Source organism: Rhodococcus sp. OK302 (assembly GCF_002245895.1).
Taxonomy (GTDB): Bacteria; Actinomycetota; Actinomycetes; order Mycobacteriales; family Mycobacteriaceae; genus Rhodococcus_F.
Map to the genome: position 1 here is coordinate 5,163,321 of NZ_NPJZ01000001.1, position 13,947 is coordinate 5,177,267.

15 protein-coding genes and 2 tRNA genes are annotated in these 13,947 nt (G+C 61.5%); 6 read left to right on the top strand and 11 right to left on the bottom strand.

Going from position 1 to position 13,947, the window contains the following annotated elements:
* Nucleotides 1-18 precede the first annotated feature (18 nt).
* The 4 genes from BDB13_RS23690 to BDB13_RS23705 all read right to left on the bottom strand — a co-directional run bounded on the left by BDB13_RS23690 (nucleotide 19) and on the right by BDB13_RS23705 (nucleotide 3,078).
* Nucleotides 19-681, bottom strand: a complete 663-nt coding sequence (locus BDB13_RS23690; protein ID WP_094273965.1) for an ATP-dependent Clp protease proteolytic subunit — start codon at nucleotides 679-681, stop codon at nucleotides 19-21.
* Nucleotides 682-727: 46 nt separating this feature from the next.
* On the bottom strand, nucleotides 728-1,315 hold the full coding sequence (locus tag BDB13_RS23695) for an ATP-dependent Clp protease proteolytic subunit (protein WP_094275150.1): 588 nt from the start codon (nucleotides 1,313-1,315) through the stop codon (nucleotides 728-730).
* A 201-nt stretch (nucleotides 1,316-1,516) separates the two neighbouring features.
* On the bottom strand, nucleotides 1,517-2,890 hold the full coding sequence (gene tig, locus BDB13_RS23700) for a trigger factor (protein ID WP_094275151.1): 1,374 nt from the start codon (nucleotides 2,888-2,890) through the stop codon (nucleotides 1,517-1,519).
* 111 nt (nucleotides 2,891-3,001) lie between these two features.
* Nucleotides 3,002-3,078 (bottom strand) — tRNA-Pro (locus BDB13_RS23705).
* A gap of 327 nt (nucleotides 3,079-3,405) precedes the next feature.
* Here BDB13_RS23705 and BDB13_RS23710 point away from each other — a divergent pair.
* Nucleotides 3,406-3,479 (top strand) — tRNA-Gly (locus BDB13_RS23710).
* Between the two features lie 165 nt (nucleotides 3,480-3,644).
* Entirely contained in the window at nucleotides 3,645-4,409 is a 765-nt protein-coding gene (locus BDB13_RS23715) for a hypothetical protein (RefSeq protein WP_094275152.1), read from the top strand.
* Here BDB13_RS23715 and BDB13_RS23720 read toward each other — a convergent pair.
* Complete coding sequence (locus BDB13_RS23720; protein ID WP_094273966.1) at nucleotides 4,406-5,203, bottom strand: Fpg/Nei family DNA glycosylase; 798 nt, start codon at nucleotides 5,201-5,203, stop codon at nucleotides 4,406-4,408. The two genes, BDB13_RS23715 and BDB13_RS23720, sit on opposite strands and share 4 nt — an antisense overlap.
* A 15-nt stretch (nucleotides 5,204-5,218) precedes the next feature.
* A complete protein-coding gene (locus BDB13_RS23725) occupies nucleotides 5,219-5,692 on the bottom strand; it encodes a ribose-5-phosphate isomerase (protein WP_094273967.1) in 474 nt (157 codons plus the stop codon).
* 57 nt (nucleotides 5,693-5,749) lie between these two features.
* Here BDB13_RS23725 and BDB13_RS23730 point away from each other — a divergent pair, with 57 nt between their 5' ends.
* Nucleotides 5,750-6,607 carry a M48 family metallopeptidase gene (locus BDB13_RS23730; RefSeq protein ID WP_169634589.1) on the top strand — a complete coding sequence of 286 codons (858 nt, stop codon included), beginning with the start codon at nucleotides 5,750-5,752 and terminating at the stop codon, nucleotides 6,605-6,607.
* On the opposite strand, the gene BDB13_RS23735 is transcribed toward BDB13_RS23730, so the two are convergent.
* Nucleotides 6,595-7,218: a DsbA family oxidoreductase gene (locus tag BDB13_RS23735; protein WP_094273969.1), complete on the bottom strand. Its 624-nt coding sequence runs from the start codon at nucleotides 7,216-7,218 to the stop codon at nucleotides 6,595-6,597. The genes BDB13_RS23730 and BDB13_RS23735 overlap by 13 nt on opposite strands.
* 161 nt (nucleotides 7,219-7,379) lie before the next feature.
* On the opposite strand from BDB13_RS23735, the gene BDB13_RS23740 reads away from it, so the two are divergent.
* Both BDB13_RS23740 and pepN read left to right on the top strand, forming a co-directional pair.
* Entirely contained in the window at nucleotides 7,380-8,624 is a 1,245-nt protein-coding gene (locus BDB13_RS23740; protein ID WP_094273970.1) for an NAD(P)/FAD-dependent oxidoreductase, read from the top strand.
* Nucleotides 8,625-8,681: 57 nt separating this feature from the next.
* Nucleotides 8,682-11,261, top strand: a complete 2,580-nt coding sequence (pepN, locus tag BDB13_RS23745) for an aminopeptidase N (RefSeq protein ID WP_094273971.1) — start codon at nucleotides 8,682-8,684, stop codon at nucleotides 11,259-11,261.
* Nucleotides 11,262-11,341: 80 nt separating this feature from the next.
* Here the strand turns inward: pepN and BDB13_RS23750 are convergent, their stop codons facing one another.
* The 3 genes from BDB13_RS23750 to BDB13_RS23760 form a co-directional block, all read right to left on the bottom strand.
* Nucleotides 11,342-11,821: a DUF5130 domain-containing protein gene (locus BDB13_RS23750; protein ID WP_094273972.1), complete on the bottom strand. Its 480-nt coding sequence runs from the start codon at nucleotides 11,819-11,821 to the stop codon at nucleotides 11,342-11,344.
* Nucleotides 11,808-12,071, bottom strand: coding sequence for an aa3-type cytochrome oxidase subunit CtaJ (ctaJ, locus tag BDB13_RS23755; RefSeq protein WP_094273973.1), 264 nt, complete (start codon nucleotides 12,069-12,071; stop codon nucleotides 11,808-11,810). Before ctaJ ends, BDB13_RS23750 begins: the two co-directional genes overlap by 14 nt.
* A gap of 80 nt (nucleotides 12,072-12,151) precedes the next feature.
* A complete protein-coding gene (locus BDB13_RS23760) occupies nucleotides 12,152-12,850 on the bottom strand; it encodes an HNH endonuclease (RefSeq protein ID WP_176459657.1) in 699 nt (232 codons plus the stop codon).
* Between the two features lie 161 nt (nucleotides 12,851-13,011).
* On the opposite strand from BDB13_RS23760, the gene BDB13_RS23765 reads away from it, so the two are divergent.
* On the top strand, nucleotides 13,012-13,407 hold the full coding sequence (locus BDB13_RS23765) for a globin (protein ID WP_094275154.1): 396 nt from the start codon (nucleotides 13,012-13,014) through the stop codon (nucleotides 13,405-13,407).
* A 4-nt stretch (nucleotides 13,408-13,411) separates the two neighbouring features.
* On the opposite strand, the gene BDB13_RS23770 is transcribed toward BDB13_RS23765, so the two are convergent.
* A complete protein-coding gene (locus tag BDB13_RS23770; protein ID WP_094273974.1) occupies nucleotides 13,412-13,834 on the bottom strand; it encodes a cupin domain-containing protein in 423 nt (140 codons plus the stop codon).
* Nucleotides 13,835-13,947: the final 113 nt, after the last annotated feature.

Here is a 13,947-nt window from a genome sequence, read left to right on the forward strand (position 1 = left end):
ACACGAGGCGGAAACGGACTACTTCTGAGCGCTGAGCTTCCGGTACGCCAGAACGTCGTCGATGATGCCGTATTCCTTGGCCTGCTCGGACGTGAGGATCTTGTCGCGATCGGTGTCGACGCGGATCGTTCCCGGGTCCTTGCCGGTATGCAGACCCAAGGTGTTTTCCATGAGGCGACGCATACGCTCGATCTCCGCAGCCTGAATCTCCAGATCGGAGACCTGGCCCTGGATACCGCCGGTGGACGGCTGGTGGATCAGGATGCGCGAGTTGGGGAGCGCAAAACGCTTACCTGGTGTACCACCGGCGAGCAGGACGGCCGCAGCCGACGCAGCCTGGCCGAGGCAGACCGTGCTGATGTCTGCACGCACGTACTGCATCGTGTCGTAGATCGCCATCAGCGCGGTGAACGAACCACCGGGAGAGTTGATGTACATCGTGATGTCGCGGTCCGGATCCTGAGATTCGAGAACCAGAAGCTGCGCCATCAGATCGTTGGCGGAGACGTCGTCGACCTGCGAGCCGAGGAAGATGATGCGCTCCTCGAACAGCTTGTTGTACGGGTCGGACGTCTTGACTCCGTAGCTGGTCTGCTCCGTGAACTGGGGCAGGATGTAGCGCGACTGGGGTGCCGACGGCGCCTGGCCGCCCAGCGAATGAGCTCCGAAAGGATTGGTCATCAGTTCTCCAAAGTATGAATTGGGCAGCAAGGGCAGATGGACCGGCTCAGTTACCGGCGCCGCCGGCCTGGTTTGCACGGGAGACGACGTGGTCGACAAAGCCGTACTCGAGGGCTTCCTTCGCCGTGAACCAACGGTCACGGTCGGAGTCGGCCGTGATCTGCTCAACCGTCTGACCGGTGTGCTCGGCAATCAGCTCGGCCATCTCACGCTTGGTGTGCTTGAACTGCTCAGCCATGATCGCGATGTCACTGGCGCTACCACCGATACCGGCGGACGGCTGATGCATCATGATGCGAGCGTGCGGCAGGGCGTAACGCTTACCCTTGGTGCCGGCCGAGAGCAGGAACTGGCCCATCGAAGCGGCAAGACCCATACCGAAGGTCGCGATATCGCATTCCGCGAACTGCATGGTGTCGAAAATTGCCATACCGGCGGTGACGGATCCGCCCGGCGAGTTGATGTAGAGCGAGATGTCCCGCGTCGGGTCCTCGGCCGAAAGCAACAGGATCTGAGCGCAAAGCTTGTTGGCAATGTCGTCGTCGACCTGGGTACCGAGGAAAATGATGCGCTCACGCAGCAAGCGCTCGTATACCGAGTCGCTGAGGTTCAACCCAGCTGTCGCGGAAGTCATGGCGGGACTCTGCACAGTCTCCAGATGATTGGAAGTCACGGTACCTGCCTTCTATGTGGATCTTCTTTGCGAAATACTCTTCTGCTGACACAGACACTAACGAAGTAGGGCGGCACCGGAGTCCCGGTGCCGCCCTACTTCGCTCAAAGCGGAAAACTTGATGCAGTCAATCGTGGTGAAAACACCCGATATTCTGCTTGTTTACTTGTCTTCGCTCTCGGCGGAATCAGACGCTTCTGCGTCAGCTTCTGCCTCGCCGCCACCGAAAAGCTCGGCAGTGTCGACAACGGCACCGCTGGTGTCGGTGACACCGGCAGCCTCGACGACGGCTGCAAGAGCCTTGCCGCGGCGAACGTCGGCGAACATTGCGCCGAGCTGGTTAGCCTGCTGGATCTGCTGGATGAACTGCTCCGGAGCCATGCCGTAACGCTGCGCCTGGAACAGGATGCGCTCGGTGAGCTCGTCCTGGCCGACGGTGATGTCGTTGGCATCAGCGATGGAGTCGAGCAGGAGCTGCGTCTTGACGGAGCGCTCAGCGGACTCCAGCGTTTCCTTGTCGAACTCTTCGCGGCTGCTGCCCTGCTCTTCGAGAGCCTGGTTCAGTGCCTCTTCGTCGTGATTGAGACCGTGAACGGCGTCGTGCAGTGCAGCGTCGACCTCAGCCTTGACAACAGCGTCAGGCAGCGGAACCTCGACGGTCTCGAGCAGCTGCTCGAGGACCTTGTCGCGGATCTGGCCGGCCTGCTCAACCTTGCGGACGCGTCCGACGCGCTCGCGGAGGTCTGCCTTCAGTTCTTCGAGGGTGTCGAACTCGCTGGCGAGCTGAGCGAACTCGTCGTCTTCAGCGGGAAGCTCGCGCTCCTTGACCGTCTGCACGGTCACGGTGACGACAGCTTCCTTGCCTGCGAACTCGCCGGCAACCAGCGTCGACGTGAAGTCCTTGGACTCCCCCGCCTTGAGGCCGACGATAGCTTCGTCGAGGCCCTCGATGAGCTGGCCCGAACCGACCTCGTGCGACAGTCCGCTGGCGGTTGCCTCGGCAACATTCTCGCCGTCGACGGTGGCCGACAGGTCGATGGAGACGAAGTCGCCGTCTTCGACTGCACGCTCGACGCCCGTGAGGGTGCCGAAACGCTGACGCAGCGAGAGCAACTGCTCTTCGATGGCTTCATCGGTGATCTCGATCGGATCGACCGTGACGTTGATAGAGCTGAAGTCCGGGAGTTCGATCTCGGGGCGCACGTCAACCTCGGCCGAGAACTCGAGAACCTCGTTGTCTTCGAGCTTGGTGACCTCGATATCGGGCTGGCCGATGGCCTTCACGCCGGCGCTGGTGACAGCCTCCGGGTAGCGCGACGAGAGAGCGTCGTTGACGACCTGCTCGAGCACTGCGGCGCGACCGACGCGTGCTTCGAGAAGTCGGGCCGGGGCCTTACCGGGACGGAAGCCGGGGAGACGAATCTGCTGCGCGAGGGCCTTGTAGGCCTTGTCGAAATCAGGCTTGAGTTCCGCGAAGGGCACCTCAACGTTGATACGGACTCGCGTCGGGCTGAGCTGCTCGACGGTGCTCTTCACGAAACTTCGCTCCTTCGTCTGGTCTTGCTCACAACTTGTGTACTGCTGAACTTCTGATCTTTCGCGGCACTTCACCCCTACGCAAGTAGTGGTGAAGTACCGAGTTCGAACTGGTCGGGATGACAGGATTTGAACCTGCGACCCTCCGCTCCCAAAGCGGATGCGCTACCAAGCTGCGCTACATCCCGTTTCTCGAACATACGAAGCAAATCACACGATACGAGCGTCGCTCGCCGGTGACCGGATAGAACCTTATCGCGCTCACTACTCTCTCACGAACCCGCCCACCATTTGTACACGGACGGGAGTTGCACACCGATAAAAGCTGCAACTGGCACGGCAGAACTGCCGAACCACCTCAGTTTCACCGACAGACACACCCGAGAAACCAGTCTTGCAAACATTGTGCCTGGTGAGAGCGTTGCCGACCCCCGATTTTGAATTCGAGACAGCCATTGGGTACAGTTTCGAATCGCAGACGACGAACACGGCGATCCCGGGTTTCTCGTATGCACGGGGATGTAGCTCAATGGTAGAGCCTCAGTCTTCCAAACTGATCACGCGGGTTCGATTCCCGTCATCCCCTCCACCGGAGGGAAACTTCCACAAGATCCGCATCGGCCTCGCCGGTGCGGATTTTTTGTTGTACCGGTCCGTATCCTGGAGTTGTCCGGATCTTTTGCAGCTCGGGAGGCCACTCGTGACCACGATTCTTCTCATCCTCGTTGTACTGGCCGTTGTCGTGTTCCTGGTCATGAAGAGCCAGCAACGAGGTTCCGGCAACAGCGCAACACAACTCGACGACGCAAAAGCCGATGCCCGGCAGGCGATCGAGCGCCTCGGCGGCCAGGTCTACAACCTCACGGGCAGCGACGACGCGTCGCGCCAAGCACTCGCCGACGCAGCCGAGCGTTACAACGCAGCGGGCTCGCAGATCGATCAGGCCGCGACGCCGGTCCAGGCACGGCTCGCGAAACAGACTGCACTGGAAGGTCTTTATTACATTCGCGCGGCCAGAGTCGCCATGGGCATGGATCCGGGACCGGACGTTCCCAGCCTCGACGGACAGAAAGCCGCGGGCGCGGTCACCGAAGCGCGCGAAGTGGAGTTCGAGGGCCGCGAGATCGCCGCGTCCCCCACTCCGTCCTCACGAACCCCCAACTACTACCCCGGCGGACGCGTTGCCGGGCGCCCGGTTCCGGCCGGCTGGTATTCCGAACCGTGGTGGAAGCCGGCGCTGGTGGCAGGCGCCTGGGGACTGGGTTCAATGATGCTGTTTTCGAGCATGTTCTCCGGAATGAGCGGAGTTCCTTACGGCGCACAGGAATTCGAAGCCGGCGGCGATCCGAACGCAGACCAAGGCGCCGACTCAGGCGATCAAAGCTACGACTCAGGCGATCAAGGCAATACCGACAACATCGCAGACGGTGGCAACTATGACGGCGGCGGGAGCGACGGCGGGTTCTTCGACGGCGGCGACGGTGGCGGAATGGACTTCGGCGGCGGGATGGACTTCTAGACTGCCTGACACACGGGGCACCAGAACAGGTTTCGTGCCTTCATGACGGAATGCAGGATCGGTGTACCGCACACGCGGCACGGCGATCCTGCTCTTCGGTAGACGTAGGTGCGCGGACGATCCTTTGCGTAGGCAGGGTCTCCGTTGTCATGCTCGTCGCGCACGACGTGCATCTGACCTCGTCGTACGCCCACTTTCATGAGTTCGACAAGATCTGCCCACATTGCAGTCCACTCGTCGCAGGTGACGAGGTTGCCGGGGCGCTCGGGATTGATTCCGTGGCGGAAGAGCAGTTCGGCGCGATACACGTTTCCGACTCCAGCGAGCACTGCCTGATCCATGAGAAGTGCACCGATTGCGGTCTTGGACTTGGAGATTCGCGCCCAGGCCCGGTCCGGATCTGCAGCGCGCCGTAGAGGATCGGGCCCGAGACGGGCTTCGATGGCGGCTACCTGCGGCGGCATCAGAACCTCGCACGCAGTGGGACCACGAAGGTCGGTGCCGAAATCGGCACCGACCATTCGCATCCGAACTTGCCCCACCGGTTCTTCCATCGGCAGGACGCTGTCGGTGAACTTTCCGTACAACCCGAGGTGCACGTGGACGATCAGCCCGTTGTCGTAGGTGTGCCAGAGGTGTTTGCCCCAAGCGTCGGACGATACGAGTACATGACCGTCCACCAGTCGCGCGTCCTCCGCGAATCGACCTTGCGGACTGACAACGCGGACTGGTGAACCGACAAATTTACGGGCATGCAACCGTGCCAGTCGATGCAGGGTATGACCTTCGGGCACGGGACTACTTGTCGATCAGGCCTGCGGCAAAGCCGGTGCGACACCGGTCTTCTCGTACTCGGACAGGATGTCGATACGACGCTGGTGACGCTCTTCGCCCGACCATTCGGTGGCGAGGAACGCGTCGACAATTGCCAGTGATTCCTCGAGGGAATGCATGCGGCCACCGATGCCGATGAGCTGAGCCTTGTTGTGCTCGCGGGCCAACTTGGCCGTCTCGACGCTCCAGGCCAGGGCGCAACGGGCGCCGGGGACCTTGTTGGCTGCGATCTGCTCGCCGTTGCCGCTTCCGCCGAGGACGATGCCCAGGCTTCCTTCGTCGGCTACTACTCGCTTGGCTGCTTCGATGCAGAAGGCCGGGTAGTCGTCCACGGCGTCGTACTCGTGAGCACCGCAGTCGATGGCCTCGTGGCCGTTCGCTTTCAGGTGTTCGATGATCTCGTTCTTACGTTCGAATCCGGCATGGTCGGCACCCAGGTATACGCGCATGCCGACAATTCTCTCAGGCCCAGCAGGCACTGCGCACCCGGGCCTATCCTGGTGCAAATGTATCCCCAGCAAGGTCGAGTATTACCGGGAAACTCTCTCGTTCGACATCCGTGGGAGATCCCGCTCCTCGTTCTGGCCGTTCTGACCACTGTCGCAACGTACGTCGTCGCGCTCGTCCTGATCGCGACCGGCAGCCTGTCGACGTGGATCTTCATTGTTCTGGCAGCACCGATCCTGCTGTTTTTCGCACGTGGCCAGCTGTACGGGTCACAGCAGGTCAACGGAATCAAGATGTCGCCCACACAATTTCCGGACGGCTATCAGCTGGTGGCAGAAGCCGCAGCTCGCTTCGGCCTGAAAACTGCTCCCGACGCCTACGTAGTGCTGGGAAACGGCAAGATCAATGCGTTTGCGTCGGGCCATGGGTTTCGCCGGTTTGTTGTCGTCTACAGCGACCTCTTCGAGGTCGGCGGCGAGGCTCGTCAGCCGGATGCGCTGGCGTTCATCATCGGCCATGAGGTGGGGCATATCGCGGCCGGCCACGCGTCGTATTGGCGTCAGTGGGGCCAGTTCGCGTCCAACTACATTCCGGTGATCGGATCTTCGCTCTCACGATCGATGGAATACACCGCCGACAATTTCGGATTCCACCTGCGTCCGCAGGGAGCCGCCGGGGTGATGGGAGTGCTGGGCGCCGGAAAGTACCTGGTGGGTCTGGTGGGTTTCGACGAGCTGGCCGACCGGGCGACTCTCGAATCCGGATTCTTTCCGTGGTTCGTGAACATTCTGGCGAGCCACCCGGTGCTGACGTGGCGTGCGGCTGCGTTGCGCAACCGCACGCGCTCCGGTCATCTGTTCTTTCGGCCTAACCAGATCTTTCGATTCGAACCTGTGAGAACGTCTCAGTCGAACTGAGGATCCTCGTTGCGGGTGCGCTTGAGTTCGAAGAAGTGCGGGTAGCTCGCGAGCGCAACGGCACCATCCCAGACGCGTCCGGCATCCTCGCCTCGCGGAATACGCGAGAGAACGGGGCCGAAGAACGCAACTCCGTTGACGTGGATGGTGGGAGTTCCGACGTCGGGGCCGACCGCGTCCATGCCGTGATGATGGCTTTCACGCAGGGCTTCGTCGTAGTCCGTCGACTCGGCTGCGTCGGCGAGTTCTGCCGGGAGACCGACCTCCTCGAGTGAACGCTTGATGACGTCGGCGAAGTCCTTGTTACCTTCGTTGTGAATCTTGGTGCCCATTGCTGTGTAGAGCGGCAGCAGGATGTCGTCACCCTTGAGCTTCGCTGCAGCGATCGCAACCCGAACCGGACCCCACGCCTTGCTCATCATGTCGCGGTACTCCTCGGGCAGCTCGCGGCCCTCGTTGAGGACAGCCAGGCTCATGACGTGGAACTTCGCGTCGATGGTGCGCACCTGCTGGGCTTCGAGGATCCAGCGGGAGGTGATCCAGCACCACGGGCAGAGGGGGTCGAACCAGAAATCAGCTCTGTCGGCGCTTGTGTTCGGGGTTGCACTCACGAAGAAAACTCCCTCATATGTTCATGGTCTTATCGAGCGCGAAAGATTCCGCGCCCGCCAGGGCAACAATTATCCACCGACAATCCTTCCCGCATACTCCCGAAGTACCTTCGCGCAGCAGTAATGTCGAAGTGACACGAGTGCGAAGGAGTGGTTCAGACATGAGCGCAAACCGGAGATTCGTCATCATCGGCGGCGGCTTGGCCGGCGCAAAAACCGCGGAGGCCCTGCGTGCACGAGATTTTACCGGTGACATTGTCCTGCTGAGTGAAGAAGACCATCTCCCCTACGAGCGGCCACCACTGTCCAAAGAATTCTTTGTCGGCAAGAAGACGCTCCCGGAGTTCACGGTTCACGACGGTGAATGGTTCCGGGACCACCACGTCGATCTACGCCCCGGCACCACGGTGACAGCAGTGGACACCGCCGCACACACGGTCACGCTGCCCGACGGTTCGACCCTGGTTTACGACAAGCTGGCATTGGCCACGGGCTCACGCTCACGACTCCTCGACATCCCGGGATCCGACGCGGCCGGCGTTCACTACATCCGAACAGTCGATCAAACGTCGGCGCTTCTCGGAACACTCTCCGCCGGCAAGAAACTCGTCGTGATCGGGGCCGGGTGGATCGGCCTGGAAATCGCGGCATCCGCCAGAAGTTTCGACGTCGACGTCACGATTCTCGAACACGGCAATTTCCCGCTCGAAACCTCTCTCGGCCCCGAGATGGGTGAAGTGTTCGCGGCACTGCATCGCAGCAATGGCGTCGACCTCCGTACGAGTACCGACGTGAAATCCATTGCTGTCTCCGACGGCCGCGCAACCGGAGTTACCGTGGCCGACGGAAGCGTTGTCCCCGCCGACGCCGTTTTGATCGCCGTGGGCGCCCTCCCTAACACTGAATTGGCGTCGGCTGCCGGAATTGCCGTCGACAACGGGATACTGGTCGATGCCGGTCTGCAGAGCAGCGACCCGGACGTAGTGGCCGTCGGAGACATCGCTGCTGCGATGCACCCGATCCTGAACTCGCGAATCCGGGTGGAGCACTGGGCAAACGCCCTCAATCAGCCTGCAACTGCAGCGGACACGATGCTGGGAAAGCCCGCCGAATACGTCCGGATGCCATATTTCTTCACCGACCAGTACGACCTCGGAATGGAATATCTGGGCCATGCACCCCGCGGCGCCTACACATCCGTGGTCACCCGCGGCGACGTCGACAAACGCGAATTCCTGGCGTTCTGGCTGGACGCGAACAACAAAGTTCTGGCCGGCATGAACGTCAACATCTGGGACGCCGGTGATGCCATCAAGGAACTGGTTGCCACGCCGCACCCAGTTGATCCGAAACGACTGGCAGATCCCACAATTCCACTGGCAGAAGCGTCCGCAAACACACAATAGTTCCCGTCATGGTGGGATGGACACACTAGATCCACACCAAAAGACGAGGAGATCTTTGTGGCCGCACCGAATCTGACCCGCGAGACCGCAGCCGAGCGGTCAGCGCTGCTGACGCTCGACAACTACCTGATCGAACTCGATCTCACCGACGGAAACGACGGTCCCGGAGACAACACGTTCTCTTCCAAGACCACCGTGACGTTCGCGGCCACCGCCGGAGCGAGCACTTTCATCGACATCATCGCCTCCCGCATTCACTCGGCGGTACTCAACGGCGTCGCGTTGGACGTGTCGAGTTACGACGAGTCCACCGGAATTGCACTGCCGGAGTTGGCTGCCGACAACGAACTGGTCATCGAAGCCGATTGCGAGTACTCCCATACCGGCGAAGGCCTGCACCGCTTCGTCGATCCGACGGACGATGCCGTCTACCTGTACTCCCAGTTCGAGACTGCCGACGCCAAGCGCATGTTCGCGTGCTTCGATCAACCGGATCTCAAGGCCACCTTCGATGTTCGCGTCAGCGCTCCCACATCCTGGAAGGTCATTTCCAACTCGGCGGTCGTAGAATCACTGGCCGCAGACCCCGGCAAGCACATCTTCCGAACCACCCCGAAGATGAGCACGTACCTCGTCGCGCTCATCGCCGGACCGTACGCGCAGTGGACTGACAACTACTCCGACGAGCACGGCAACATCCCGCTCGGGATCTATTGCCGCGCTTCGCTTGCCGAGTTCATGGACGAAGAGCGACTGTTCACCGAAACCAAGCAGGGTTTCGACTTCTACCATCGCAACTTCGGTGTTCCCTATGCCTTCGGGAAGTACGACCAACTCTTTGTTCCCGAGTTCAACGCGGGTGCGATGGAGAACGCGGGAGCCGTAACCTTCTTGGAGGACTACGTCTTCCGCTCCAAGGTCACCCGATACTCGTACGAGCGTCGCTCCGAGACCGTGCTCCACGAGATGGCTCACATGTGGTTCGGCGACCTCGTCACCATGACCTGGTGGGACGACCTGTGGCTCAACGAATCTTTCGCCACCTTCGCTTCCGTCCTGTGCCAGACCGAGGCCACCGAATACAAGAACGCCTGGACGACGTTCGCCAACGTCGAGAAGTCATGGGCATACCGGCAGGACCAATTGCCGTCCACACATCCCATCGCGGCAGACATTCCCGACCTGGCTGCTGTCGAGGTCAACTTCGACGGAATCACCTACGCCAAGGGCGCCAGCGTCCTCAAGCAGTTGGTGGCCTACGTCGGACTCGAACCCTTCCTCGCCGGATTGCGAGAGTACTTCCGCGAACACGCATTCGGCAACGCAACGTTCGACGATCTCCTCGGCGCTCTCGAAAAGTCCTCCGGCCGTGACCTTTCCGACTGGGGTACCCAGTGGCTCAAGACCACCGGACTCAACATCCTTCGCCCCGACTTCGATATCGACGACGACGGCAAGTTCACCCGTTTCGCGGTATTGCAGGACGGCGCAGCGCCCGGTGCCGGTGAGTATCGAGTGCACCGCATCGCCGTCGGAATCTACGACGACGTCGACGGCGCACTGGTGCGGACGCATCGCGTCGAACTCGACCTCGACGCGGCGCCCAGCACCGAAGTCCCCGAACTGGTCGGCATCCACCGTGGCCAACTGGTTCTCGTCAACGACGACGACCTCACGTACTGCTCGGTGCGCTTGGACCCGCAGTCGTTGGCAACAGCGATCGACCGCGTCGGCGATGTCGCCGAATCACTCCCCCGCACGCTGGTCTGGTCGGCCGCTTGGGAGATGACCCGTCAGGCCGAACTGAAGGCACGCGACTTCGTGGCCCTGGTTCAGCGTGGCATCGGCTCCGAGACCGAAGTTGGTGTGGTTCAACGCCTTCTGCTTCAGGCACAGACAGCGATCGGAAGCTACGCGGACCCCACCTGGGCGTCGGCCGAAGGTTGGGCAGATTTTGCCAACCGACTCCTCGAGCTAGCACGCGAGGCCGAGGCCGGATCCGATCACCAGCTGGCATTTGTCAACGCACTCACCGGCGTAACGCTCTCACCGTGGCACACCGAGGTTCTGCGGGAACTGCTCGACGCAGACCCCGCGACGGTTGGCCTGGACGGCTTGGTGGTGGACACCGACCTGCGTTGGCGCATCGTCGGAGCACTCGCGGCCGCAGGTGAAATCGACTCTGCAGGAATCGAGACTCCGTTCATCGATTCCGAAGCCCAGCGCGACCCGACGGCCGCCGGCGCCCGCCAAGCTGCTGCTGCCGCTGCGGGCCGACCGCAAGCTGCCGTCAAGGAACAGGTGTGGGCAAAGGTTGTCGGCGACGACTCGGTTCCCAACATCACGGCACGATCCATCATCGGCGGTTTTGCCCGTGAGGGCCAAGACGATCTCCTCGAGCCGTTTGTCGCGCGCTACTTCGGCGATATCGTCGCGGTGTGGGAGCGGCGCTCGAGCGAGGTCGCACAGACCGTCGTCGTCGGCCTGTACCCGTCCTGGTCGATCACCGAAGAATCGGTCGCCGCTGCAGATCGTTTCCTGACCGGCGATATCCCGCCGGCATTGCGCCGCTTGGTCGTAGAAGGTCAGGCCGGAGTAGTCCGGTCGTTGGCAGCCCGAAAGTTCGACGCGAGCTGACACAGACCCCAGACATACACAAGGCCGGTGCCCGCTTCGAGAAATCGAGGCGGGCACCGGCCTTGTCTGGCTGGAAAAACTTACGGCGCAGAAATTGCGGCACTCATGACGCGGATCGCACTGATCAGTCCGTCGATGAGGTTGCCCTCGCTGAACGAGCTGACCGCTGCGGTTGCACCGAGCTGGGCAACGCGGTCGGTAACACGATCGGCGATGACGCGGCCACTACGGACCTCGACGACGCGCTGGTTGGGCGAAACTGCGATCAGGACCGAACGCTCAGCTTCGGGCGTAGTCGGGAACAGTGCGTCGGCACCCGCTGCCGGGTTGGCACCCAGGTCACCGATGTACGCGTTGAAACGCACCTTGGTGGCGCGTGTGGCCTCGGTCAACGCGACGTCGAGGGCAACAAGATCCTTCGTCTCGAACGGGAGGTCGTCCGTGAACGGCTCCCCCACCCGGTGCACGCCGGAAATACGGCCACTGGACGTGATGACGCTGCCCATGGGCAGGTCTTCGGGCGCTATTGCGACCGCTGCCGAATGATCACCACTTGCCACTTGCGGACCCTCCAATCAGATCAGCCGAACCGGCTTCGATCGCGTGTGCACTGCCGTGATGGCCACCGCGAACGGTCACCTCGTCGACAGCACTCCACAGAACGGGAGCGTGATCCCACGACTCACCCAGATGGAACGCCGGCGGAACCGGACCCGGCGTCTTCTTCCCGAGGAAGGACGCACCCGCGAAGAAGGCGGTGATCAGGGCCGGGATCCCAACGTATATCAGTACTACCTCGAGAATGCTCACCCCAGAACGGTAGCCCAGAACTCCCCGAAGGAAAGCGTCAGGGCCACAAATTCTCGGGCAATTTTTTCTCGGGCATCCGGTCAGGCAGCGCCGACCCCGAGATACGGCATCCAGGAGGGGTGCAGTTCCTTGGTCGCGGCGAGCAGTCGCCAGTGCGGACCTGTAGGCGGAACCAGCTCGGCTCGGAGCTTCCACCCCAGTTCACTGAGCATTTTGTCGGCCTTACGGTGGTTGCACGGCGCGCAGCAGGCAACGCAGTTCTCCCACGAGTGCCCACCGCCGCGACTGCGCGGAACGACGTGATCGATGGTCTCGGCTTTGGCTCCGCAGTACGCGCATCGGAAATGGTCACGATGCATGAGCGCGGCACGGGTCATCGGAATTCTGGCGCGATACGGAACGCGCACGTAAGTACGCAGTCGGATCACCGATGGCACCTGCACCGACCAGTCCGCAGAGTGGACAACCGGGCCGTGCTCGTCTTCGTGAACCGTATCGGCCTTTCCGCAGGCCATGAGGACTACTGCGCGACGCGCCGGCAAGGCGGTCAGCGGCTCGTAGGTCACGTTGAGCAGCAGTACCCGGCGTTTGACCCACTCGGGAACCAGATGCTCGGTAGGGAATTTCTCGTGGAGAGAATTCTCGGCGGAAAAAAGTGGGTCAGCGGTGGGACTGAACCCGTCAGGAACAACTTCCAGAACAGCCCCTGACGCATGGTCTTTCCGTGCGCCAGTGGGCTGGAGTTGTCGGTGATTGCGTGCAGCGTGTCGGTTCTTCATACGACCTCCGGGTAACTGCCCCCAAGTTGACCACGGATGATCGAGTTACGCACTCCCATTTCGCACAAAATTGTGTCGGCACACGGTGAATTTCGGGTGAACACGACTCCGAGCGGCCCGGAAACCGCTCACCACCACCATCAGGCACAATGGGACTCGCCATGAATGACGTACAGCAGACCTTTTACGACGCCGTCGGCGGAGCCGAGACGTTCCACAAGCTCACCGCGCGTTTCTACGAGGAAGTCGCGAAGGACGACGTCGTGCGCCCGCTCTACCCCGAAGATGATCTGGGGCCTGCCGAGCGGCGCATGCGGATGTTCCTCGAGCAGTACTGGGGTGGCCCGCAGACGTACTCCGAGGAGCGTGGGCACCCGCGTTTGCGGATGCGTCACAACCCATTCGTGATCGGCCCGATCGAACGCGACGCGTGGCTACGCTGCATGCACATAGCCATCGCGTCGATCGACGACAAAACCCTCGACGCTGCGCACCGCAAGCAGCTGACCGACTACATGGACATGGCTGCGGCATCCATGGTGAATTCGGCCATCTGAACCGCTAGCGCGAACTGACCATCCGACTGATCTTGCGCGCAGCGCGGACCACGAACGACACACTCGGGTGCAAGGGCACGCTCAGAATTGCGTGCTTGCGGACGTACTCGTCGACGTTCCATTCCGACCAACTTCCGGCGCGGAACAGTGCAGCATCACCGACGCGCAGCGTGCGTTTCTCGCTGCCATCCGATTCGACGGTGACCGAGCCTTCCATGATGTGGACGATCTCGTCTGCGGGGAAGTACCAGCGAAACTGCCCTTTGGTGCAGTCCCAGACGTGTGTTGTGGTGGTGCCGTCCTTGCTGGCCGACCACTGCGCTGCCCGTGCTTTCGGAGTTCCGGAGATTATCCAGTCCTCGTTGATCGGATCGTCGTTCAACGGCAGTTGGTCCAAACTGACCGACTCGATCGCTGACAAACTCATGGTTGTGCCCCCCGTACTTTTGATCCCCCGGTAACGCAAAGGTTGCTGAAAGCAATCACTTCGCAAGAGCAAAGTACACCAAGGTGAGGTAAAGAACCACAAAACTCCCGTGT

Bases quoted from the DNA above. Each gene is read 5' to 3' on its own strand.
- BDB13_RS23730 (WP_169634589.1), top strand. From the start codon at position 5,750: ATGTATCCCCAGCAAGGTCGAGTATTACCGGGAAACTCTCTCGTTCGA.
- BDB13_RS23695 (WP_094275150.1), bottom strand. From the start codon at position 1,315: ATGACTTCCGCGACAGCTGGGTTGAACCTCAGCGACTCGGTATACGAG.
- BDB13_RS23690 (WP_094273965.1), bottom strand. From the start codon at position 681: ATGACCAATCCTTTCGGAGCTCATTCGCTGGGCGGCCAGGCGCCGTCG.
- BDB13_RS23725 (WP_094273967.1), bottom strand. From the start codon at position 5,692: ATGCGCGTATACCTGGGTGCCGACCATGCCGGATTCGAACGTAAGAAC.
- BDB13_RS23770 (WP_094273974.1), bottom strand. From the start codon at position 13,834: ATGAGTTTGTCAGCGATCGAGTCGGTCAGTTTGGACCAACTGCCGTTG.
- BDB13_RS23760 (WP_176459657.1), bottom strand. From the start codon at position 12,850: ATGAAGAACCGACACGCTGCACGCAATCACCGACAACTCCAGCCCACT.
- BDB13_RS23765 (WP_094275154.1), top strand. From the start codon at position 13,012: ATGAATGACGTACAGCAGACCTTTTACGACGCCGTCGGCGGAGCCGAG.
- BDB13_RS23715 (WP_094275152.1), top strand. From the start codon at position 3,645: ATGAAGAGCCAGCAACGAGGTTCCGGCAACAGCGCAACACAACTCGAC.
- BDB13_RS23740 (WP_094273970.1), top strand. From the start codon at position 7,380: ATGAGCGCAAACCGGAGATTCGTCATCATCGGCGGCGGCTTGGCCGGC.